Consider the following 19,788-nt stretch of genomic DNA (forward strand, 5'->3'; position numbering starts at 1 on the left):
GAATTTTAATGGGTGTACTAATTGCCATATTAGCTATCCTGTCTTCCGCTGGGTTTCTATATTATTGGGGAAAATCAGGCTTTGACTGGGGTACAACTGAACCAAAAAAGAAGGAGGACGAATAATGATTTTATTGGGGTATCTTTCAGCGATGGGCGTTTGCTGATTGAGTAATCGGCTACCTGCCCTCCCTCTGTTACCTTTTAGCAGGAGGGGGGAATGTACCATTCCTGTAAAAAACAATAGAATCGTGCACGTAAAGAAGAGGCTTCAGCAATGAAGTCTCTTTTTTCATTCAAACGCCCATTTTATTGTTTTGTGTTGACTTGGAAGCATAGGAAACATACACTATAAACAAACATTCAAATAATTATTAGAATGAAGGTGAACATTATGAGTGAAGAGATAGTGAAAAAAGCACCGAAAGATACGTGTGATACGTTTTGTTATGATGAAGAGCTTGTTCAACGCGTGCAGCCGGAAATCGAAAAGGTGGAAGGCGTGGAGTTGATTTTCAAAGCTCTGTCGGATGCCACTCGTATGAAAATTGCCTATGCGTTAACACTGGAGAAGGAACTATGTGTCTGTGATGTGGCCAATATCATTGGCTCAACGACGGCCACGGCTTCTCATCATTTAAGGTTATTGCGCAACATGAAATTAGCCAAATATCGTAAAGAAGGAAAGCTTGTGTTTTATTCCTTAGCGGATGATCATGTTCACCAGTTAGTATCGATTGCTTTATTACATTCCAAGGAAGGTTGACGGCAATAGATAGGAGGTACACCAATGAGTCGCATAGATCCAGAAACAACGTCCAGTTGCTGCACGAATCACACAGAGCCGGAAGTCCAGGAAACAAAAGAATCCTGCTGTTCTGAGAAGAAAACCGAAGAAGCTTCTGCCAATTCTACATGTTGCGGAAGTGAGCCGAACGAAAAAGAAATGTCTCCGATAGCTTCATGCTGTGGGAGTGATTCAAAAGAAAAACATACAGGAAGCCCATCTTCCTGTTGCAGTTCGGGAGAGAGTACAAACGTGCAAGTAAATGACGTGAGTACGCAGCCAGCAGGGCAGCAAACCATGGAGTTCAGAGTAAATGGGATGGACTGTCCTTCCTGTGCAGCTACCATTGAGAAAGGGCTGCAAAAGACCAAAGGAATCCAATCGGTCCGAGTAAACTATGGCACCGGAAAAATGGCCGTAGGCGCCGCTGATCGTTCGGTATATGAACTTATTCCGAGTCAGGTGCGCAAATTGGGCTTTGAAGCTGAGCCTATGGATAATAATAAAAACATGCAAACGTATAAAATCGAAGGGATGGATTGTGGTTCTTGTGCCATGACGATCGAAAAGCACTTAAGCAAAAATCCGAATGTTCAAGCGGTCAAGGTGAATTTTTCTACAGGAAAAATGCAAATTGATCATTCCACAAACCAAAAAGAAATAATTAAAGAGGTTCAACGAGCTGGTTTCGATGCTTCCTTAAATACGGTCCGTAACCAGAGTGAAGCATCTGATAGCAAGAAAAAAGGAGCCTCGACGACCACCCTCTCCGGAATTTTCCTGGCTCTTGGTTTTATCGGTTCTTTTACTGACGTAACCTCCGGATTAATTACGGCACTATATGCGGCAGCGATTGTGATCGGTGGATATAAACCAGCGAGAAGTGCCTTTTATGCGATTAAAAGTGGCTCCTTAGACATGAATGTGCTCATGGCCTCTGCGGCCATTGGAGCTGCCTTGATTGGGGAATGGTTTGAAGGAGCGACGGTCGTATGGCTTTTCGCCTTAGGTAACACATTACAAAACAGGTCGATTGAGCGTACCAGAGATTCCATCCGAAGTTTAATGAACCTCACTCCATCAGAAGCTACTGTAAAAGAAGGGAATCAATTTATCCGGAAGCCCGTAGAAGAAGTGGGAATCCATGACATTATTGTCATCAAACCCGGGGAGAAACTGCCTTTGGATGGAGAAATTTTATCAGGGGCCTCGAGTATTAACCAGGCACCGATTACCGGAGAATCCTTGCCTGTAGATAAACAGGAAGGAGACACGGTCTATGCAGGTACGGTCAATGAAAGTGGATCGCTAGAAGTAAAGGTTACAAAGTTAGTGGAAGATACAACGATTGCAAAAATCATTCACCTTGTGGAAGAAGCCCAGGAGAAAAAGGCTCCAACTCAGGCATTTGTCGATCGCTTTGCAAGTGTCTACACGCCGATTGTATTCATTCTTGCCTTGCTTGTCATGGTAGTACCGCCATTACTTGGTTTCGGAACATGGGGAGAGTGGCTCTATAAAGGCCTTGCATTATTAGTGGTCGCTTGCCCCTGTGCCTTGGTGATTTCCACGCCAGTGGCGATTGTATCTGCGATTGGAAATGCAGCTAAAAATGGTGTCCTCATCAAAGGTGGCACATTCTTAGAAAAGGCTGGAGCCATTCAGGCGATCGCTTTTGATAAGACAGGGACGCTGACAGAAGGTAAACCGAAAGTTGCCGAAGTGATTTCCCTTCAGAACAACAGGGAAGAGCTGATCCGTATCACTCGAACGATTGAAGAGCATTCCACTCATCCAATCGCTCAGGCAATAACCACTTATGCAGAAGAGCGAAGCATTCGTGCTATGGAAGGGGAAGCCTTTAAGGCGATTGCGGGTAAAGGAGCCCAGGCGACGATTAACGGTGTTGAGTACTTTGCTGGTAACCCTAAGCTGTTTCAAGAGATGGGAGTTCCTTTTCAAGGATTAGAAGAACGTATGGACTCCTTACAAGGAAACGGAAACACGCTTGTAGTGGTAGGGACGCAAACAGAGGTGCTGGGTTTAATAGCTGTTGCAGATACCATCCGAGACATTACGGTTCAATCCATTCAAAAGCTCAAGCAAGTTGGGATGAGAGAAATGGTGATGTTGACGGGTGATAATGAAGGAACGGCGAAAAAAATTGCAGGCGAAACTGGAGTCGATCGTTACTTTGCTGAGCTGCTTCCGGAAGACAAAGTGTCTGCGGTGAAGAAACTGCAGGCGGAAGGAAAACGCGTTGCGATGGTAGGGGATGGAATTAATGACGCTCCGGCCCTTGCGACAGCTGACCTTGGCATTGCCATGGGCGGTGCTGGCACAGATACAGCCATGGAGACCGCCGACATTGTACTCATGGCGGATAATTTGGAAAAACTTCCACACACGATCCGTTTGAGCCGTAAAGCACTGGATATTATTAAGCAGAACATTTGGTTCTCCTTAATTACTAAGTTAGCCGCGCTGGTTTTAATTTTTCCAGGAATCTTAACTTTATGGATGGCGGTGCTAAGTGATACCGGCGCTGCGTTAATCGTTATTCTTAATAGCATGAGATTGTTAAGGAAAAAATAGCGGATATGGAATCCACATGATAAAGGTAAAACGATAGCCTTGTTCTTGATTGCCTGACTCTATCGTGTTAAATTAAACACAATTCAATAAAAAAGTTGTTTTCTAGGGTTCCGTAACTTTTACAAGTTAGTCTGGTCCGAGAGAAAACACACAGTGGTGAGCTGTGACACGGAAGGACAAAAGCCTGGGAGATGCTGTATGAACAGTGGTCTCTCAGGCTTTTTACTGTTTGACTTGAAAGGGATTTCGCTACATTTGCTAGGCGATATGATATGGGGGGATATCTAGTGAACTGGTTGAAAGTTTTTATTGCGGCGTTGTTTGAAGTACTGTGGGTAATTGGACTGAAACACGCCGATAGTTTTTGGGCATGGGGAGGTACAGTCGTCTCCATCGTCATCAGCTTCTATTTATTGATCATGGCCGGAAAAAGGCTTCCTGTAGGAACGGTTTACGCGGTTTTCGTCGGACTTGGGACAGCGGGTACGGTCATTGCAGGAATTCTGTTTTTTGAAGAACCTTTTAAATGGTCAAAAATTATGCTGATCGGCTTTTTGTTAGCGGGGATTATTGGTCTGAAACTAGTGACTGAAGATAAAGAGGAAGGAGTGGAAGCGTAATGGCATGGCTATCCTTAATCCTTGCAGGACTTTGCGAAATGTTAGGTGTATTAATGATAAACAGGGTGCACAAGCATCGTAATTGGCAGTCGCTTGCACTCCTGATTTTGGCGTTCGGTGCCAGTTTCCTTTTCCTTGCCCTGGCTATGGAAACGCTGCCTATGAGCACGGCCTATGCGATTTGGACAGGTATTGGTGCCTCTGGCGGAGCGGTTATGGGGATGTTTTTATATGGAGAACCGAAGGACCTGAAGCGAATCGTTTTTATTTCCATGATATTAGGTGCTGCGATAGGCTTGAAGTTAATTTCATAACAAATGCCTGACCTTCCGCTGGAGAAGTTCAGGCATTTTTTTATCCTTTAAGAAAGTTTAACTTTGTTAAAGGATTAAAGTATAAGAAAAGACTAAGGCTTTCGCCATAAGTACTTGGCGATAAGCCAAGTTTTTCTAATTAATATTCGGCATACTCATTTTTTTCTGGCGGATCGTAGGTGACATAGGTGCCTCCGATGAAGTCATGGATCGCTCGTTTATCGTGTCTTAGACCGACCATGAATGCACTGACGATCAGGCCGATTCCCAATGTGAGCGCATAAACAAAAATACTTACCAATTCCCTCATCAGCATGTTGCCTATGCCTACATTTTCTCCATTTTTCTTCACGATGCGCACGCCTGTCGCGCGTTTTCCTACGGTATATCCGTACCAGAAGAGAGGGAGAAGGATGCTATATAAGAGGCCGATGCCATCTAAGGGGTTATAATCGTCATTCGCAAATTCTCCAAACAGGATGGCAGAAATGATTCCTGTCACGATCCCCATTAAAATACCATCGATGATTCTTGCGCCTAATCTGTTCCAGAAACCTACCGGGTTATGTACTTCCATCATCTTTCTCCTTTCTTTTGTACTTTAAGAAAGTTTAACTTTGTTAAAGAATTAAAGTATTAGAAAATCTAAGGCTTTCGCCATAAGTACTTGGCGATAAGCCAAGTTTTTCTAATGTAACCTTTCACTATCGTATCATATCCATATTATTCAACTGAAAGATTTTGATGCAAGGAATTCTTCTAAAATGTTCCTGAGATCCGACTTGATCCAGGCAGGGGGAGGCAGGCACTTTTTATCGAATATACGTCATTGGTGATATATTGCATATTTCAATCTAATGTATTTTCCTGTATACTTTTTCATACAGAAAGATTATCCAGAAAGGCTGATTCCCATGCCCATACCAACAAACCATTCGAAGCCCGTTCGTCAATCTGCCAAGGAAAATGCGTTCAACCAGATCCAGCAATGGATTATTGAAGGAACCTTGCGTCCAGGCGAAAAACTGAATGATACGGAACTGGCTAATGCGTTAGGAAGCAGCAGAACACCGGTCCGTGAGTCCCTGCAGCTGTTGGAAGTACAGGGGTTTGTCAAAATGTTTCCGGGGAAGAGTACAGAAGTCACGGAAATCGAACGCGAAGCTATCAAGGATCTCCTCCCGCCATTGGCAGCCTTACAGTCGTTATCCGCGGAACTGGCAATCGATCATATTACTGCGGATCAGCTGGCCCAGCTGGAAAATATCAATGAACGGTTTGCCGAATTGATTTCTGCCAACCATGCCTATGATGCATTGAAAGTCGATGAGGAGTTTCATCAGGTGATTATTGATATATCGAAAAATACGTATATCAAAAACATGGTAGCATCCTTGCAGGCACACGTTCGCCGGCATTTTTTTCATAATTCTATCATCCTGGCCGAACGATCCATCGAAGAACACAAAGTAATCCTTGCCGCCATGAGAGATGGGGACAAGGATAAAGCAGCAGCCATTATGAAAGATAACTGGCTCCGTACCGTAGAAGATTTTAAATAGCAATCGAAAAAGCCGGCCCCTCTGGTAATGAGGAGGCCGGCTTTACTTCGTTTATGAGGCATGAACGGGAGCCTTTTGCAAGCGACTGATGATACCAGTAAGGGCAATGACGATAATTGCCGGCAACAGCCATCCAAGCCCCTGGTTATATAGTGGCAAGGTTTGTTCGTAAAAGCCTACAATCGGCTGCATCCAGCTGAAATACTCGATTCCCAGTGATTCACAGAGCGATTTCAGCCCATCGAAGATGCTGATTAAAAATGTGACAGCGATGGTTGAACTATAAACGATCGTGGCATGATTGAACAATGGAGACACGAATGTCAAAAGAATTAGGACGATCGCTAATGGATACAAGAACATCAAGACTGGCACAGAATACGTGATGATGTTAGCCAGTCCAAAGTTCGCAATCACAAAGGTGATCGTAGCAAAGAAGACAACCAGTGTCTTATAACTAATCTTCGGAAACAACGTATGAAAGTATTCCGCATTGGCTACCGTCAAGCCAATCGCTGTTGTCAAACATGCCAACGTGATCGCAATGGCGAGCAGCACAGAACCAAAGGTCCCGAAATAATGGGAGGCACCGTTACTTAAGATCGGTCCGCCGGTTTCAAAAATCCCATAAGCCTGTGTGCTTGTCGCACCTAAATAGGCGATACCGACATAAATCGCTCCAAGCAGCACGATGGCAATACTGCCTGCCTTGACGGTTGCTTTTAGGATTTCAGTATTGGAGGTGACGCCCATGGAGCGGATCGCGTTAATAACGATAATTCCAAATACCAAGGATGCCAGTGCGTCCATTGTATTATATCCTTCGAGAAAACCCGTGATGAAAGCTCCATTGGTATAAGTTTCCTGAGGAGCTTCCATCGCTCCCATTGGATTGGTGATGACCGCTATTAGTAGAACGGCAAGCAGAACGACCAACCCAGGTGCCAAAAACTTTCCAACATTATCAACAAGTTTGGCAGGTTTTAAGGAAAACAAGAGAACGATTGCAAAAAATAGCAGGGTGAAAATAAATAATCCCAATTGCTGCGATGATTCATTTATATATGGTGCGATCCCGACATCAAACGCAACGGTCCCGGTACGGGGAGACGCGAAAAATGGCCCGATGGTCAAATAAAGCAGGGACGTGAAAAACACGGCATAAACTGGGTGTACACGGCTGGAAAGCTCCTGCAGGTTACGGCTTCCCGAAAAACTCATTGCAATAATTCCAAGCAGTGGTAGTCCCACGCCAGTAATTAAAAATCCAATGACGGACGGCCAGAGATTGGTTCCGGCATTTTGGCCGAGCTGTGCCGGAAAGATCAGGTTCCCGGCTCCAAAAAATAATGCAAATAGCATGACGCCGATCGATGTGTAAGCTGAAAAAGACAATTTCCCCTTCATGAAGTCTTCCTCCTCATATGGTTTTTTAGTAGATTAGCAATATGCAATATATCAATGAAATCTATCATACTCCTCCTATATGCAAAATGCAATATATTACAGAATATTTTTATATGTAAAATAATTCATGTAATAAATTACCATTGAGCGACAAGTTTTAGCAGATTTTTATCGAGGAAGGTTTTGCGGACTGCAAATTAAAGAGGTTATGAGGATTGTCAGAAGTGCGAGATTGTTGATAGCTGGTCTTTATAGCGCAGATTATGACCGTATGCAGATGTAATGTTTTATATCCGGCATTTTATGGTATAATAAACGAAGAAGTTATATATATTAAAAAAGACCGCAGATGCGCCAACATCTACGGTCGGTAATAGAACGGTTCCCTTCAAGGGGGATCGGCTAAAGCGGGATAATCCACCTGAGCCTCTAACTCAAGGGTGGATTATTTTTTTTGGTCAAACGACAATATGGCTATGATCAGAGTCGCGAATGCAACTGTGAAGATCAATGCTTCGTATACTGTCATCAGCACCACCCCCTTTCTGTCGGGGATGCTGCCGACCACCCTTGAGTCACCTATTCTATTACATAATGTCATTATACCATGGTTATTATTACCTCAAGAGCAAATATAAGAGTTTTATGCATGTGAAAGTAGAAACGGCTCCAGCACTATTTTATATAGAGCTGAAGCCGGTTCGTTCTTGTTTAAGTGATGGGTTTATTTTGTGTTGGCTGCTGAGTCAGATTCCAATATCGGAACTTCACGGTATTGGGTAGCCTGCTCATAATCATAGGCCATTCCGAGAAGTTCTGGTTCACTCCACATTTTTCCGAAAAAGGCGAGCGAGAAAGGCGTTCCGCTTTGGTAATAGCCGGCAGGGACGGTGACGAGTGGCTGTCCGCTGATATTGACCTCTGGTGCTGCTGTCGGCTGGTGGATCCCTTCTTCCAGTGGCGGGATCTCAGCTGCCATCTGCGGGTAGACGAAGGCGTCCAGGTCATGCTTTTCCATCACTTCATTGATGTAGGACTGAAAGTTTGCCCTTGCTTCGAAAAAGTAGTCTAAGTCAGGCTGCTGATCCGGTTTTTGCAAATTCCTTTGTAATTCCGTTTCATCAAAGTTCTGAAGCGGCTGGCCTGCAGCCCATGGTTTTGTTTCTGATTGATTGAATAATTCCGATACTGCCGGTAGGCTGCCATCCGGGTCCATCCGGTTGAGATAGGTTTGGATGTCGTAGACGAGCGCGTCGTAACCGATGTTGCCGGTGGCTTTTACATATTCAGCGAAACCGGACCCGGCGAAAGGATCGGTGACAACTTCGGCCCCTTGCGCTTCGAGCTCCTGGATCGCGCGGTCATACAATTCTTGTGTTTCTTGTGATAATGGTTCTCCTCGCCAGCCGGGACCGTAGAGTCCGATGCGTTTTCCTTCCAGGACATCTTCGCTTAAGCCGGCGGCGTAGCCTTCCTCTGGCAGGTTGGCATCTGCCTTTTCCGTCTTCGGATCTTCGGGATCCGTACCGGCGATAACATCGAGCATTGTTGCTGCGTCTGCAACCGTCCTGGCGTGCGGGCCGAGTACGTCTCTCGTGCTTGCAGCAAACGGAGCGGCTCCTGTGTTGGAGACGAGGCCGAAAGTTGGTTTTACTCCGATAAGGGCCTGGGAAGCAGCTGGATTCTGAATCGATCCGCCGGTTTCTGCGGCAATTCCTAAGACTGCCAGATTACCAGACACAGCGGTGGCTGTACCGGAGCTGCTGCCTCCTGGTGCGAAGGCTGGATTGATGACGTTCAACGTTTTTCCTGCCCAGCTGGTGTTGGCATTGGTCGCTGAAATGCTGAAGGCGGGCATGTTCGTTTTGCCGAGAATGATTGCACCTTCTTCTTTTAACTTGTGCACGATTGGTGCGTCGACCTGTGGCAAGAGTTCGATGCCGCCGGCTTCTTTACTGAAACCTTCCCAGCCGAAAGTGGAAGGGAAACCGGTGACATCCACCGTTTCCTTGATGACGACCGGTACTCCTGCCAGTCGGCCGGGAGACTGTTTCTTGTTGATACGGTCCTGTATTTCACTTGCTTCCTGTAAAGCGTGCTCGTTGATGAACGTGAAGGCATTGTATGTATCTTCAAATTCTTCGATGCGCTCCAGGTGGGCCTGGACAACCTGCGAGACGGTAAACGCACCGTTTTTATAACCCTGGCGGAGATCGTTGACGGTCAATTCTTTCCCGCCTTCCAGCCGTTCGGTCAGGTCGATTTCCTGGTATGGGTAGGTTTTATGTTCGATTGAATTTGTATGTCCAAAAGCATCCTGCGGAGAAGTGGAAGTAAAGTTCCCACTAATCGCAAAGGTGGCCGCAATTGCCACAATTAGCGTTATGACTATAGCTCTTATGTTTTTCATATGGTACTTGTCACTCCCTTGGTTATCAAAGGTAGAATAACATAGAATCATAGGCTATTAAATAGTTTTTGAGTAGCAGATGGTAACTATAAGAACCGGGAGAAGATTGGTTTTTTCTGCGCGCGGTCTTTATGGAGGGTGTTAGGTACGTTGGAGAACGGCTTTTTAAGTCGGACGGTTATTAACGGGTGTACCAAGACCGTTAGAAGATAAAAAAAGGGTGAGGTGGTCTTAAGGAAGCTGTTTGTAGTCAGTTTGTTTCCAATTATTGGTTTACGGCGAGGGGTTGAGGCTGGAGTTCGGACAGGATGTGAGCGGAAGCGAGGAAAGTTGTCCGAAGAGCGGTTAAGTTCGGACAAGAAGGGGGACTTAGCGTTTAAAGATTACCTCTATGTTGGTCTGGCTTCAATTCGGCATTATGCGCGGAAAAACGTCATCCTTACCATTGAAATTCTGGAAGTATTGTTTGCCATAGCGGAAGTGAGACGCCATTATAATTGTGATTCTATTTGGGAATTTGCTGTTTATACGATCAGGTCCCTGGAATTGGATTATATTCATAGTCTGGAACGGGAAAAACTCTATCATTCGTTATATAAGATTGCGAAAATCACCAGGAATGAAGCTGGGTATGATAAACAGGTAGGTCGTATGCTGAATGATATAGAGGATGAGGAAGATCGGCAGGATGTTATTCAGTGTATCCCGATAAATAGTGATGCTGCGTTTCATTCCCGTGTCCGTTCGGACGGCACTCGAAGGTAACCAGCCTGGCGATAAAAAAAGAGCACCCAATGACAGGCGTCCTGCTACTGGGTGCTCTTTCTTATTATTTATGCGTTGGATGTTCGGTATGAAAATCGGGAGCGATTGCTTTTTTAATGAACAAGGCAGTCACAAACACGCCGATGGTCAGTGCGAGTGCGAACCAGTAGGCGTGATGGACACCGGCGGTCATCGCCTGGTTGGCTACTTCCTCCGTTACCGGCCCGCTCTGGGAGGTCAGGTAGCTGTTCTGTCCCTGGGTCATGATGCTGACAAACACCGATACACCGAGTGCGCCGCCGATTGGCTGGAGCGTGTTGGCGATGGCGGTTCCGTGCGGGTACAGATGCTTCGGCAATTCGTTCAGGGCGTTCGTCTGTGATGGCATCAGAATCGCTGAGACCGAAAGCATCAAAGCTACATAAGCAATGATAAACATCCAGATTGGTACGGATGGGTTCAAGTTGCTGAAGAAAATCATCACGCCGACTAAGACGAGACTGCCTGGAATAATCAGTTTTCTCGGGCCGAATTTATCGAATAGCGATCCCATCACTGGCGACATAAGGCCGTTCAATAATGCCCCGGGGAGCAGCAGGAGTCCTGCCATTTTTGCCGAAAACCCGAGCGGTCCCTGCAGGTACATCGGCATGACGATTTCTGACGCGAACATGGCCATGATGACAATGACGAAAATCGTGATGCCCCTTGCGTAACTTTTATAGGTGAAAACCCGGACATCCAGTAATGGCTCCTCAAGTTTCAACTGGCGAAACACAAACCAGATCATGCTAATCAGACTGATGGCGATGATCACCATGATGGGAAGGGAGGAAAAACCTTCCCCGCTTTCTCCGGCACTGCTGAAACCATACACGATCCCACCGATGCCAATCGATGACAACACGATTGACAGCACATCGGCTTTCGGTCGCGTGATTTCTCCGACGTTCTGTAAGTATTTCCATGCAAAAACGATGGAAAAGGTGGCAAACGGGATAACAGTAATAAACAGCCAGCGCCAGCCTAGTAAATCCACGATGACACCGGATAGTGTTGGTCCGATTGCCGGCGCGAACATGATAACGAGACCGAATGTCCCCATGATTTTCCCCCGGACTTCCGGAGGGTAAAGCAATAACATGGCGTTCATGATGACTGGAATCAACAAGCCCGTTCCGACGGCCTGGATCATCCGGCCTGTAAGGAGCATGGGAAAATTAATGGCGGCGGCCGCGATGATGGTCCCGGTCAGAAAGGTGGTCATGACGCCGATGAACATCTGTCTGGTCGTAAACCACTGGATTAGCAGGGCTGAAATCGGCATCAGGACGCCCATCACGAGCATGAAGCCGGTCGCCATCCACTGGACCGTTGGTGCTTTAAGCTGGAATACTTCCATTAATTCTGTCAGCGCGATGTTCAGCAATGTTTCATTTAACACGGCAAAAAACGCCCCGATCATAAATGTAACTAGTATAATCTTTCTATTTATTTGTGATTCCATGGTATCCCCCGTAACTATTTCTAAAATAAACACTTCATTATAATCCACCATTTTCTAGTTGATGGCAAGTATTTTAATACTGCGAGTAGAATCTGGTGGTCCCTATAAAAGTATAGCATGAGAGAATATAGAAAATTTCTCTTGTATTGCTAAAACAGTATAGGGAGAAAGTTAGTGCTGTTCCTTAAGGGGAGAACATGGCAGCGTTAGTTAAAAAAACGTTGGCGTTAGGGGCAGAAGATATCTGTTAGAAGTTTCCCTGTCAACTCTATTTTAAAAAAGTTGGGCTGCTTAGAAACGATTCATCGCAGAGTTTTCTCTTTTCAACACTTCTACCACCATTTCCCCGATTTGTCTGCCTAACCGTAATCCTTCATCATTATCCACCTTGAAATGGACGCCGGCATACAGCCGTGACATCGCGCACTGTTCCATGATGGTTTTTATATCCGTTGCGTCTGCTGGGAAAATAGAACGTAAGATTGCATCTCCGCATCCAGCAACCGTGGCATGAGCAGAAGGGTAGGCGGGAAAGCGTGGTGTAGGCAAAATCGGATGGATGTTCCGGCCGTATTGATTGGGTCGCGCTACATCCCAAAGGTATTTGAGATACCAGGAAATAACAAAGGCATCATTAATCCCGGCATGAAAATAAGCAAGGATTCTGGCGACTAAGGGGGATCCGAGCTTGTATTTTTTTGCTAGTTGAAAGATGATCGGGGTCATGTTCTCTGTTGTTTCGGCGTTGGCCCAATAGTTTGCGATCTGCATTTGCTGTGACGTCAGGCGGGATAATGTTTGTTCCACGATCAATAACTCGCTCTCCCAATCCACACTGGATGGATCCTTGATTTTCCACCTGATCGGCTGCCCCAAAGGGTCCAGGAAGGAATTGTTTACTCCTCTGGTAATGAAAAACATAGGATAGGATGCTGCTGCAGGAAAAGGGGTCGGGGGATTTTGCTCGCCTTGATATGGGTACGCTGACCATCTTCTGTAGGCAGTTCTCATTGTTTCAGCCCCTAACATTTCTACTTATTGCGTAAAAATATATGTGGAAGTGCAGGGAATAAGAACACGGGTCAGAAAAGAATACCAACAGACTTTTTGCTGGCATTCTTTTTTTCATAGGAGTAGAATCATAGTTTAATCATGTTAAAAAAAGGGTGTTTGAGGTTCATGTTACATAATCCAACAGGAAAAGAGCGCATCGGTCTGGCGTTTTTGCTTGGCATGCTGGGAATATTAGGACCGCTGAACATTGATATGTATTTACCGAGTTTCCCTGGAATAGCGGAAGACTTTGGAACGACAGCATCGTTTGTGCAGCTGAGTCTGACGACGTGTCTCATTGGTCTTGCGGTCGGGCAGATTGTCGTCGGGCCGATCAGTGATTCGCTGGGGAGGAGGCGTCCGCTTCTCGTTTTTATCTTTCTTTTTGCCCTCGCCTCCTTGTTATGTGCCCTGGCACCGAATATTTACGTATTCGTCGTGGCCCGCTTTTTACAAGGGTTTACTGCTTCAGCAGGTGTGGTGCTGTCCCGTGCCGTAGTACGGGATGTTTTCGACGGAAGGGATCTGACGAAATTTTTCGCCCTCCTGATGGTAATCAATGCGACGGCTCCGATGATTGCGCCGATGACCGGGGGAGCGATCCTGATGCTGCCCTTCGCCACCTGGAGCACGATTTTTTATTTCTTATTTTTAGTGGGACTGGTGATTGTCCTTACGATGTACATCAAATTACCGGAAACGCTGCCGAAAGAAAGACGGATTCCAAGCAAGCTCGGGGAAACGATCCGCACGATTGGCAAGCTGCTGAAGGATCGTTCTTTTATCGGGTATGCGCTGACGATCGGGTTTGTTCATGGAGGAAGCTTCGCTTATGTATCGGGGACGCCGTTTGTATACCAGGGAATCTACGAGGTTTCCCCGCAGGTGTTCAGTGTACTATTTGGGATTAACGGTCTTGCGATCATTTCCGGCAGTGCGATTATCGGGCGCCTCGGCGGAATCATTCACGAACGGAGTCTGCTTCGCACGGCTGTCATCATTGCGGTGACTGCCACGGCGTTTCTCCTGACGATGACCATTATCGAGGGTCCGCTGGCTTCGCTGGTTATCCCGATTTTCATATATATGACGGCGATGGGGATGGTGCTTACGAGTACGTTTACGCTCGCGATGGAGCATCAGGGTCACCGCGCCGGGAGTGCCAGTGCCGTGTTAGGCATGCTGCCGTTATTATTCGGCTCGCTTGTTTCTCCGCTTGTCGGTTTGAATGAATCAACCGCTGTACCGATGGGGGCAACGTTATTCATTACCGCATCGATCGGATCTGTGGTGTTTTTTACAATGACGAAGAAGAATCAAGTGTCACAAACGCAATAGACTGTATTTTATTACTAGGAAGTAAACCTCCTTCCCCTGCATAAATTTTCCGTTTCAAGAAAAGCTAATGGCAGATTATGTGAAGGAGGTTTTCTTTTTGGACAACAGCAAAAATAACCATGAGTCTGACGATAAAAACATGGAGCGGGAGACGTTAACGACGCGGCAGGGACGCCCTGTGACGGATAATCAAAACATCCGTACGATTGGGAATCGCGGCCCGGCCACACTTGAGAACTACCATTTTATCGAAAAGATTTCCCATTTTGACCGGGAAGAGGTGCCGGAGCGAATTGTGCACGCACGGGGTTCTGGTGCATTCGGATATTTTGAGACGTATGGGAAAGTCGGAGATGAGCCGGTAGAGAAATATACGCGTGCGAAAGTATTTTCAGGTGCCGGTAAGAAAACACCGCTCATGGTTCGTTTTTCTACAGTAGCAGGAGCGAAGGATGCTCCGGAAACGGATCGGGACCCTAGAGGGTTTGCAGTGAAAATGTATACCGAAGACGGCAACTGGGACCTGGTCGGAAACAATTTGAAGATCTTCTTTATCCGTGATGCAATGAAGTTTCCAGATATGATTCATGCCTTTAAAGCGGACCCGGCATCAAATATCAAAAGTCCGGAGCGGATGTTCGACTTCGTTTCCCGGACGCCTGAAGCTACTCATATGATTACGTTTTTATTTTCGCCATGGGGGATACCTGCTACTTATCGCCATATGCAGGGCTCCGGGGTGAATACGTATAAATGGGTGAATGACAAAGGCGAGGCTGTGCTGGTGAAGTATCACTGGGAGCCGAAACAGGGAATCCGTAACTTGACACAGGAAGAGGCAGACATGATTCAGGCCAAAAACGTCAGTCATGCGACCCAGGATTTATATGAAGCGATTGAGCGCGGGGAATATCCGGAATGGGAGTTGTTTGTCCAGATCATGGAGGATGATTATCATCCGGAATTGGATTTCGATCCGCTGGATGATACGAAGCTTTGGCCCGAGGACAAATTCCCGTGGCACCCGGTCGGCAGGATGGTGCTGGACCGTAATCCGGAGGACTTCCATGCGGAGATTGAACAGGCGGCATTCGGTACCGGGGTTCTCGTTGATGGAATGGATTTTTCCGATGATAAGATGCTCCAGGGGCGTACCTTCTCGTACTCTGATACGCAGCGCTATCGTATCGGTGCGAATTATTTGAAACTGCCGGTCAATGCTCCGAAAACAGGTGTTCGGACCAATCAGCAGCGCGGTCAAATGGATACCCGTGACCCGAGAGAGTCCGGAGACAATCCGCATATCAACTATGAACCTTCCATGGTCGGTGGTTTTAAGGAAGCAGACGGTTCGAAAACGCCGTCTCACGAGCCTACGTACCATGCGGCAGCGATGAGTGAGCCAATTGACCGGCCGAATAACTATGGTCAGGCTGGTCACACATACCGCAGCTTTGAAGATTGGGAGCGCGAGGAATTAATCAAAAACCTTTCGAATGCCCTCGCGATTTGCGACCAAAGAATTCGCGATGCGATGATCGATCACTTTACCCAAGCCGATGAAGACTATGGCAGCCGTGTGAAGGAAGGAATCGAAGCAAAAATGAAAGAAATGCAGGAGATGCAGGAAGAGCATAAAGTTCCGGGCCGCAAGTCTGGTGAATCTAAGTACGGTCGTGGATCTACCGCGCAGCACCAGGCAGTAGAACAAGCGGTGGAGACAAGTCACGAGGCTGATCCTTATTAACCCGTGAGGGCTGTCTGTCAGAGTGATCTGATGGACAGTTTTTTTTATGAATATATTATTGCAAATGCAACAATAATGAGGTAGACTGTACATAATATTTTATTGCATTTACAACAAAAGTGGTGAGGAGTTTATTATGACGGAAATTTTGCGGGAAATTGGCATGATTGCACGGGCGTTGGATTCGATCAGTAATATCGAATTTAAAGAATATGATCTGACGAAAGGACAGTATTTGTATCTGGTGCGAATCGTTGAAAATCCGGGAATCATTCAGGAGAAGTTAGCCGAGATGATCAAAGTGGATCGCACGACAGCAGCTCGTGCCATTAAAAACCTGGAGGCGAATGGTTTTATTGAGAAGAAGGAAGATCCGGATAATAAAAAAATCAGGAAAATCTATCCGACCGAGAAAGGTGAACACGTTTCGCTTTTTATCAAACGGGAGAATGACTATTCCAATAGTGTAGCGTTAGCGGGTTTTTCCGAAACAGAAGCGGAAACCATCCACCAGCTGCTGCAACGAGTGAGAAAGAATATTGAGAAAGACTGGGAATTTGTGAAAAAGGGAAACAGGAGAAACTATTAATGATAGAAAGTGGGGCAATGGAACATGGAGGTAACGATAAGCAAGTGTACGATTGATGATGCATGTCGGCTTCGAGAGGTCGGTTATGAAACTTTTAGAGAGACATTTGAACACCAGAATTCACCGGAAAATATGGATGCCTATCTCGATAAGGCGTTTACCTTGCATCAATTAGAAAAAGAATTATCCAATGCTTCCTCGCGCTTTTTTCTTATTAAATTTGATGGGGAAGTCGCTGGTTATTTAAAGGTGAATGTCGGTGAGGCGCAGACGGAAGATATGGGGAAGGACGCCATGGAAATAGAGCGGATTTATATCAAAAATAAATTTCAAAAACACGGACTTGGTAAGCGTCTGCTGGATAAAGCTATCAAATTAGCAAGGGACCACAAAAAACAGAAAATCTGGCTTGGTGTTTGGGAGAAAAACGAAAACGCAATTGCTTTTTACGAGAAAATGGGGTTTGTACAGACAGGAGCTCATTCTTTTTATATGGGTGATGAAAAGCAGACGGATTTGATTATGACCAAGAAACTCTGATGAAAGGTGGATTTTATGTACATACCAAAGCATTATGAAATCACAGATTTTGAAGAAATAAGGGATTTTATAGAGAAGCACTCCTTTGCAACCCTTGTAACGACCCATGAAGGTAAACCGCTGGCGACGCATTTGCCTTTGGAGCTGGTTAAACGTGGAGATGATTATTACTTGACCGGCCATTTGGCTTACCGCAACCCCCAATGGCAAACGTTCGGTGATGCCCCTGTTCTGGTTATGTTTCAGGGACCGCATGCTTACATATCATCTTCGTGGTACCAGACAGAAGACGTGCCGACATGGAACTACCAGGCTGTTCATGTGTATGGAACTGCTACGATTATGGAAGAGCAGGAACTAAAAGACGACCTTAGCCGCCTTTTACAAAATTATGAGAGCCACCGCAAAAATCCTATTTTATGGGAAAAACTTTCCCCGCAGGCTAAAAAACAAATTAAAGGTATCGTGGGGTTCAAAGTGAAAGTGGAAGACGTTCAAGCTGCTTATAAATTGAGTCAAACTCGCCCGGAAGTGGACTATGAAAATATCGTGGAACAATTGAGTCAGGCAGATGACTTAAACTCTCAACAATTGGCAGAAGCAATGAAAGCGAATAGGCAGAAAGGCGATTAACGCGGCTGCTTTGTAGAACGCTGTCTATAAAACTGGTCTGGATTTCTTCCAGGCCAGCTTTTTTTGCTGGATGGAATAGAAACTTTCATTCATTATGTTATGATGTTTTTAGTATATATTGGAAGATGATCATCAGTTATTGGGGGGATTGGGTGGAAATAACGGAATGGGATATCCAGGAAGTAAAACGTTTAAAAAAGAGACGATTAGTCTATCACAATCTCTTCATGCTATTAATTTTGGTTCTTTCTGTCTTTTATGTAGAGAACGGAGGGTCGATCCCCGTCCTGTTTGGAATCTATTGCGTTCTTATTTGGATCATTACAGTGAAAATGTTGTATACCCTGATGACGGGAAAGGAAATTGGTTCAAAGGCAAGCAGACGTGTCCATGATTTTGATCGAGATTATCAGGGAGAAAAGCGCTGGAAGAGAAGAAATATGGCAGAGACCATTTTTGTCTCAGCATTAAGTGTTGGTGTTACTTTTTTTGTATTGGTAGTGGATCTTACTACTGCAAGGGTAGACTTTCCGCTCGATGCTATCCCATTTATCGGGGCCTGGATAGGCTCTAATGTGGGGGAAATGGTCAGAATTAAAAAGTTAAAGGGACAAGAGGTGCCCGTAGGAGATAACTACCATCACGGAACTTAATCGTAAGAGACCTGTGTTGGAAATCCAAACTAACGGAAGCAGGGGGATGGGAGTATGACAGATGAAAGTGAAAAGCATCCGATACTAGATGATCCTTACGCAAAAACTCCTGATTTTACTTGGTTCGACGGTTTATTCTTCTTGCTCGTACTCTTCGCGCCTATTCATTCCGGGATTGGTATTTTACTTGCAGCTTCCCTCACATTCTACGTCCGGGCTGGCTATTATTTGTTACGTAAGGAGTCGATGAAGCGGGTAGGAATAGAGTTTATCGGTGCGACGATGTTTCTTATCGCCTGGCTATTACTAGACTGAATAACTGTCAGTATGCTGATAAAATACATATAGCCTTATTTATAAATTATTGTCATACCCCCACACAATAGAAATATAGAATGTATATGACTGCTGTCATAAGTCATCAACTAAGGCGCAACTATAACCAGGGATTGTGCCTTTTTTAATAGATTTTTTAATAAAAGAGTTTTGCGCAATCGAGAAGAAATATTTATCATGCCTAAGTGATACAATCTAAAAAATCGGATTGGACAGAAGCTCAATAAGAAGGGTATACATGGACCTTTCATTGAATAAAAGAGTGAAAGGAGTAATGACAGATGGGAAAGCGTAAGAACTTAGCACCACTAGAAGAAATGTCAAAGGATTCTTTAGATATATCTGAAGAATCTAGTTCAGAACGTGAAATAGTCACGACACGTCTCTTTCATGCAAATAAGGAACAGGTATACGAAGCATTTCGTAATCCGGAGTACCTGTCGCAATGGTGGGGGCCGAAGGGATTTACCAACACGTTCCATGAATTTGATTGGAGCGACAATGGTCTATGGCGTTTCACGATGCATGGCCCAGATGGAAAAGAATACGAGAATAAAAGTGTCTTTGTTGAGTTAGAGAAGTCAGAGCGAATTGTACTCCGTCATCTTGAACCAAATCACGAATTTTTATTGACGATCACCTTCACCGAGCAGGAAGACAAGACGTTGCTTACCTGGCACATGCTGTTCGAATCAACTGCTGAATGCAAAAAGGTGAGTAGATTCGTTCCTGAGGCTAACGAACAGAACCTGGATCGTCTTGAGGCACAGCTAGTAACGATAGTTTGACAGAAAAGGATTAAGGTAGTGAACCCATTAAAATAACGTTTACGTAGATGTCTACGTAAACGTTTATTTTATGTGCTGCTTGTGTACAGTTGTATTTTTTTCAATTGTAGGGAGAAGATGTCGCATTGACCGTACTGTTTAAAGA

The 19,788-nt window shown here is 45.3% G+C and carries 19 protein-coding genes and 1 riboswitch; of the genes, 14 read left to right on the plus strand and 5 right to left on the minus strand.

From position 1 onward, the window contains the following. The first annotated feature begins 393 nt into the window (after positions 1–393). The 4 genes from B9Y67_RS13720 (at position 394) to B9Y67_RS13735 (ending at position 4,315) form a co-directional block, all read left to right on the plus strand. A complete protein-coding gene (locus B9Y67_RS13720) occupies positions 394–765 on the plus strand; it encodes an ArsR/SmtB family transcription factor (protein ID WP_085507337.1) in 372 nt (123 codons plus the stop codon). A 24-nt stretch (positions 766–789) separates the two neighbouring features. Continuing rightward, a complete protein-coding gene (locus tag B9Y67_RS13725) occupies positions 790–3,381 on the plus strand; it encodes a heavy metal translocating P-type ATPase (protein WP_085507339.1) in 2,592 nt (863 codons plus the stop codon). Positions 3,382–3,472: 91 nt separating this feature from the next. After that, a riboswitch (guanidine-I (ykkC/yxkD leader) is annotated at positions 3,473–3,574 on the plus strand. Between the two features lie 79 nt (positions 3,575–3,653). After that, the gene (locus B9Y67_RS13730) at positions 3,654–4,001 is read left to right on the plus strand and encodes a DMT family transporter (RefSeq protein ID WP_085507341.1); all 348 of its coding nucleotides are present in this window, start codon (positions 3,654–3,656) and stop codon (positions 3,999–4,001) included. Next, positions 4,001–4,315, plus strand: a complete 315-nt coding sequence (locus B9Y67_RS13735; RefSeq protein ID WP_085507342.1) for a DMT family transporter — start codon at positions 4,001–4,003, stop codon at positions 4,313–4,315. Before B9Y67_RS13730 ends, B9Y67_RS13735 begins: the two co-directional genes overlap by 1 nt. Positions 4,316–4,454: 139 nt before the next feature. Here the strand turns inward: B9Y67_RS13735 and B9Y67_RS13740 are convergent, their stop codons facing one another. Next, a complete protein-coding gene (locus tag B9Y67_RS13740) occupies positions 4,455–4,892 on the minus strand; it encodes an RDD family protein (protein WP_085507344.1) in 438 nt (145 codons plus the stop codon). Between the two features lie 337 nt (positions 4,893–5,229). On the opposite strand from B9Y67_RS13740, the gene B9Y67_RS13745 reads away from it, so the two are divergent. Beyond that, positions 5,230–5,877 (plus strand): GntR family transcriptional regulator, encoded by a 648-nt coding sequence (locus B9Y67_RS13745; RefSeq protein ID WP_085509190.1) that lies wholly within the window; start codon positions 5,230–5,232, stop codon positions 5,875–5,877. A gap of 51 nt (positions 5,878–5,928) precedes the next feature. Here B9Y67_RS13745 and brnQ read toward each other — a convergent pair whose 3' ends face one another. Both brnQ and B9Y67_RS13755 read right to left on the minus strand, forming a co-directional pair. After that, entirely contained in the window at positions 5,929–7,284 is a 1,356-nt protein-coding gene (brnQ, locus tag B9Y67_RS13750; RefSeq protein ID WP_085507346.1) for a branched-chain amino acid transport system II carrier protein, read from the minus strand. A gap of 724 nt (positions 7,285–8,008) precedes the next feature. Further along, positions 8,009–9,694 carry an amidase gene (locus B9Y67_RS13755; protein ID WP_085507347.1) on the minus strand — a complete coding sequence of 562 codons (1,686 nt, stop codon included), beginning with the start codon at positions 9,692–9,694 and terminating at the stop codon, positions 8,009–8,011. Positions 9,695–9,949: 255 nt separating this feature from the next. Here B9Y67_RS13755 and B9Y67_RS13760 point away from each other — a divergent pair, with 255 nt between their 5' ends. After that, positions 9,950–10,459: a hypothetical protein gene (locus tag B9Y67_RS13760; protein ID WP_085507349.1), complete on the plus strand. Its 510-nt coding sequence runs from the start codon at positions 9,950–9,952 to the stop codon at positions 10,457–10,459. A 64-nt stretch (positions 10,460–10,523) separates the two neighbouring features. On the opposite strand, the gene B9Y67_RS13765 is transcribed toward B9Y67_RS13760, so the two are convergent. Together B9Y67_RS13765 and B9Y67_RS13770 are read right to left on the minus strand one after the other, a co-directional pair. Beyond that, positions 10,524–11,966, minus strand: coding sequence for an MDR family MFS transporter (locus B9Y67_RS13765; RefSeq protein ID WP_085507350.1), 1,443 nt, complete (start codon positions 11,964–11,966; stop codon positions 10,524–10,526). Positions 11,967–12,257: 291 nt separating this feature from the next. Then, complete coding sequence (locus B9Y67_RS13770; RefSeq protein ID WP_085507352.1) at positions 12,258–12,977, minus strand: vanadium-dependent haloperoxidase; 720 nt, start codon at positions 12,975–12,977, stop codon at positions 12,258–12,260. 168 nt (positions 12,978–13,145) lie between these two features. Here B9Y67_RS13770 and B9Y67_RS13775 point away from each other — a divergent pair, with 168 nt between their 5' ends. The 8 genes from B9Y67_RS13775 (at position 13,146) to B9Y67_RS13810 (ending at position 19,643) form a co-directional block, all read left to right on the plus strand. Next, entirely contained in the window at positions 13,146–14,357 is a 1,212-nt protein-coding gene (locus B9Y67_RS13775) for a Bcr/CflA family efflux MFS transporter (protein WP_085507354.1), read from the plus strand. A 139-nt stretch (positions 14,358–14,496) separates the two neighbouring features. Further along, complete coding sequence (locus B9Y67_RS13780) at positions 14,497–16,104, plus strand: catalase (RefSeq protein WP_254901860.1); 1,608 nt, start codon at positions 14,497–14,499, stop codon at positions 16,102–16,104. 136 nt (positions 16,105–16,240) lie between these two features. After that, a complete protein-coding gene (locus B9Y67_RS13785) occupies positions 16,241–16,693 on the plus strand; it encodes a MarR family winged helix-turn-helix transcriptional regulator (protein WP_085507358.1) in 453 nt (150 codons plus the stop codon). 24 nt (positions 16,694–16,717) lie between these two features. After that, positions 16,718–17,233 carry a spermidine/spermine N(1)-acetyltransferase gene (locus B9Y67_RS13790; RefSeq protein WP_085507360.1) on the plus strand — a complete coding sequence of 172 codons (516 nt, stop codon included), beginning with the start codon at positions 16,718–16,720 and terminating at the stop codon, positions 17,231–17,233. Positions 17,234–17,248: 15 nt separating this feature from the next. Next, the gene (locus B9Y67_RS13795; RefSeq protein WP_085507362.1) at positions 17,249–17,866 is read left to right on the plus strand and encodes an FMN-binding negative transcriptional regulator; all 618 of its coding nucleotides are present in this window, start codon (positions 17,249–17,251) and stop codon (positions 17,864–17,866) included. A 152-nt stretch (positions 17,867–18,018) separates the two neighbouring features. Then, positions 18,019–18,519, plus strand: coding sequence for a hypothetical protein (locus B9Y67_RS13800; RefSeq protein ID WP_254901807.1), 501 nt, complete (start codon positions 18,019–18,021; stop codon positions 18,517–18,519). A gap of 54 nt (positions 18,520–18,573) precedes the next feature. Next, the gene (locus tag B9Y67_RS13805; protein WP_085507367.1) at positions 18,574–18,834 is read left to right on the plus strand and encodes a hypothetical protein; all 261 of its coding nucleotides are present in this window, start codon (positions 18,574–18,576) and stop codon (positions 18,832–18,834) included. Between the two features lie 302 nt (positions 18,835–19,136). Further along, the gene (locus B9Y67_RS13810) at positions 19,137–19,643 is read left to right on the plus strand and encodes an SRPBCC family protein (protein WP_254901808.1); all 507 of its coding nucleotides are present in this window, start codon (positions 19,137–19,139) and stop codon (positions 19,641–19,643) included. Positions 19,644–19,788: the final 145 nt, after the last annotated feature.

It is taken from the genome of Thalassobacillus devorans (genome assembly GCF_900176565.1).
Taxonomy (GTDB): Bacteria; Bacillota; Bacilli; order Bacillales; family Halobacillaceae; genus Thalassobacillus; species Thalassobacillus devorans_A.

Bases quoted from the DNA above. Each gene is read 5' to 3' on its own strand.
- B9Y67_RS13755 (WP_085507347.1), bottom strand. From the start codon at position 9,694: ATGAAAAACATAAGAGCTATAGTCATAACGCTAATTGTGGCAATTGCG.
- B9Y67_RS13730 (WP_085507341.1), top strand. From the start codon at position 3,654: ATGGGGGGATATCTAGTGAACTGGTTGAAAGTTTTTATTGCGGCGTTG.
- B9Y67_RS13795 (WP_085507362.1), top strand. From the start codon at position 17,249: ATGTACATACCAAAGCATTATGAAATCACAGATTTTGAAGAAATAAGG.
- B9Y67_RS13810 (WP_254901808.1), top strand. From the start codon at position 19,137: ATGGGAAAGCGTAAGAACTTAGCACCACTAGAAGAAATGTCAAAGGAT.
- B9Y67_RS13740 (WP_085507344.1), bottom strand. From the start codon at position 4,892: ATGGAAGTACATAACCCGGTAGGTTTCTGGAACAGATTAGGCGCAAGA.
- B9Y67_RS13790 (WP_085507360.1), top strand. From the start codon at position 16,718: ATGGAGGTAACGATAAGCAAGTGTACGATTGATGATGCATGTCGGCTT.
- B9Y67_RS13745 (WP_085509190.1), top strand. From the start codon at position 5,230: ATGCCCATACCAACAAACCATTCGAAGCCCGTTCGTCAATCTGCCAAG.
- B9Y67_RS13765 (WP_085507350.1), bottom strand. From the start codon at position 11,966: ATGGAATCACAAATAAATAGAAAGATTATACTAGTTACATTTATGATC.
- B9Y67_RS13785 (WP_085507358.1), top strand. From the start codon at position 16,241: ATGACGGAAATTTTGCGGGAAATTGGCATGATTGCACGGGCGTTGGAT.
- B9Y67_RS13780 (WP_254901860.1), top strand. From the start codon at position 14,497: ATGGAGCGGGAGACGTTAACGACGCGGCAGGGACGCCCTGTGACGGAT.
- B9Y67_RS13770 (WP_085507352.1), bottom strand. From the start codon at position 12,977: ATGAGAACTGCCTACAGAAGATGGTCAGCGTACCCATATCAAGGCGAG.
- brnQ (WP_085507346.1), bottom strand. From the start codon at position 7,284: ATGAAGGGGAAATTGTCTTTTTCAGCTTACACATCGATCGGCGTCATG.
- B9Y67_RS13720 (WP_085507337.1), top strand. From the start codon at position 394: ATGAGTGAAGAGATAGTGAAAAAAGCACCGAAAGATACGTGTGATACG.
- B9Y67_RS13805 (WP_085507367.1), top strand. From the start codon at position 18,574: ATGACAGATGAAAGTGAAAAGCATCCGATACTAGATGATCCTTACGCA.
- B9Y67_RS13725 (WP_085507339.1), top strand. From the start codon at position 790: ATGAGTCGCATAGATCCAGAAACAACGTCCAGTTGCTGCACGAATCAC.
- B9Y67_RS13735 (WP_085507342.1), top strand. From the start codon at position 4,001: ATGGCATGGCTATCCTTAATCCTTGCAGGACTTTGCGAAATGTTAGGT.
- B9Y67_RS13775 (WP_085507354.1), top strand. From the start codon at position 13,146: ATGTTACATAATCCAACAGGAAAAGAGCGCATCGGTCTGGCGTTTTTG.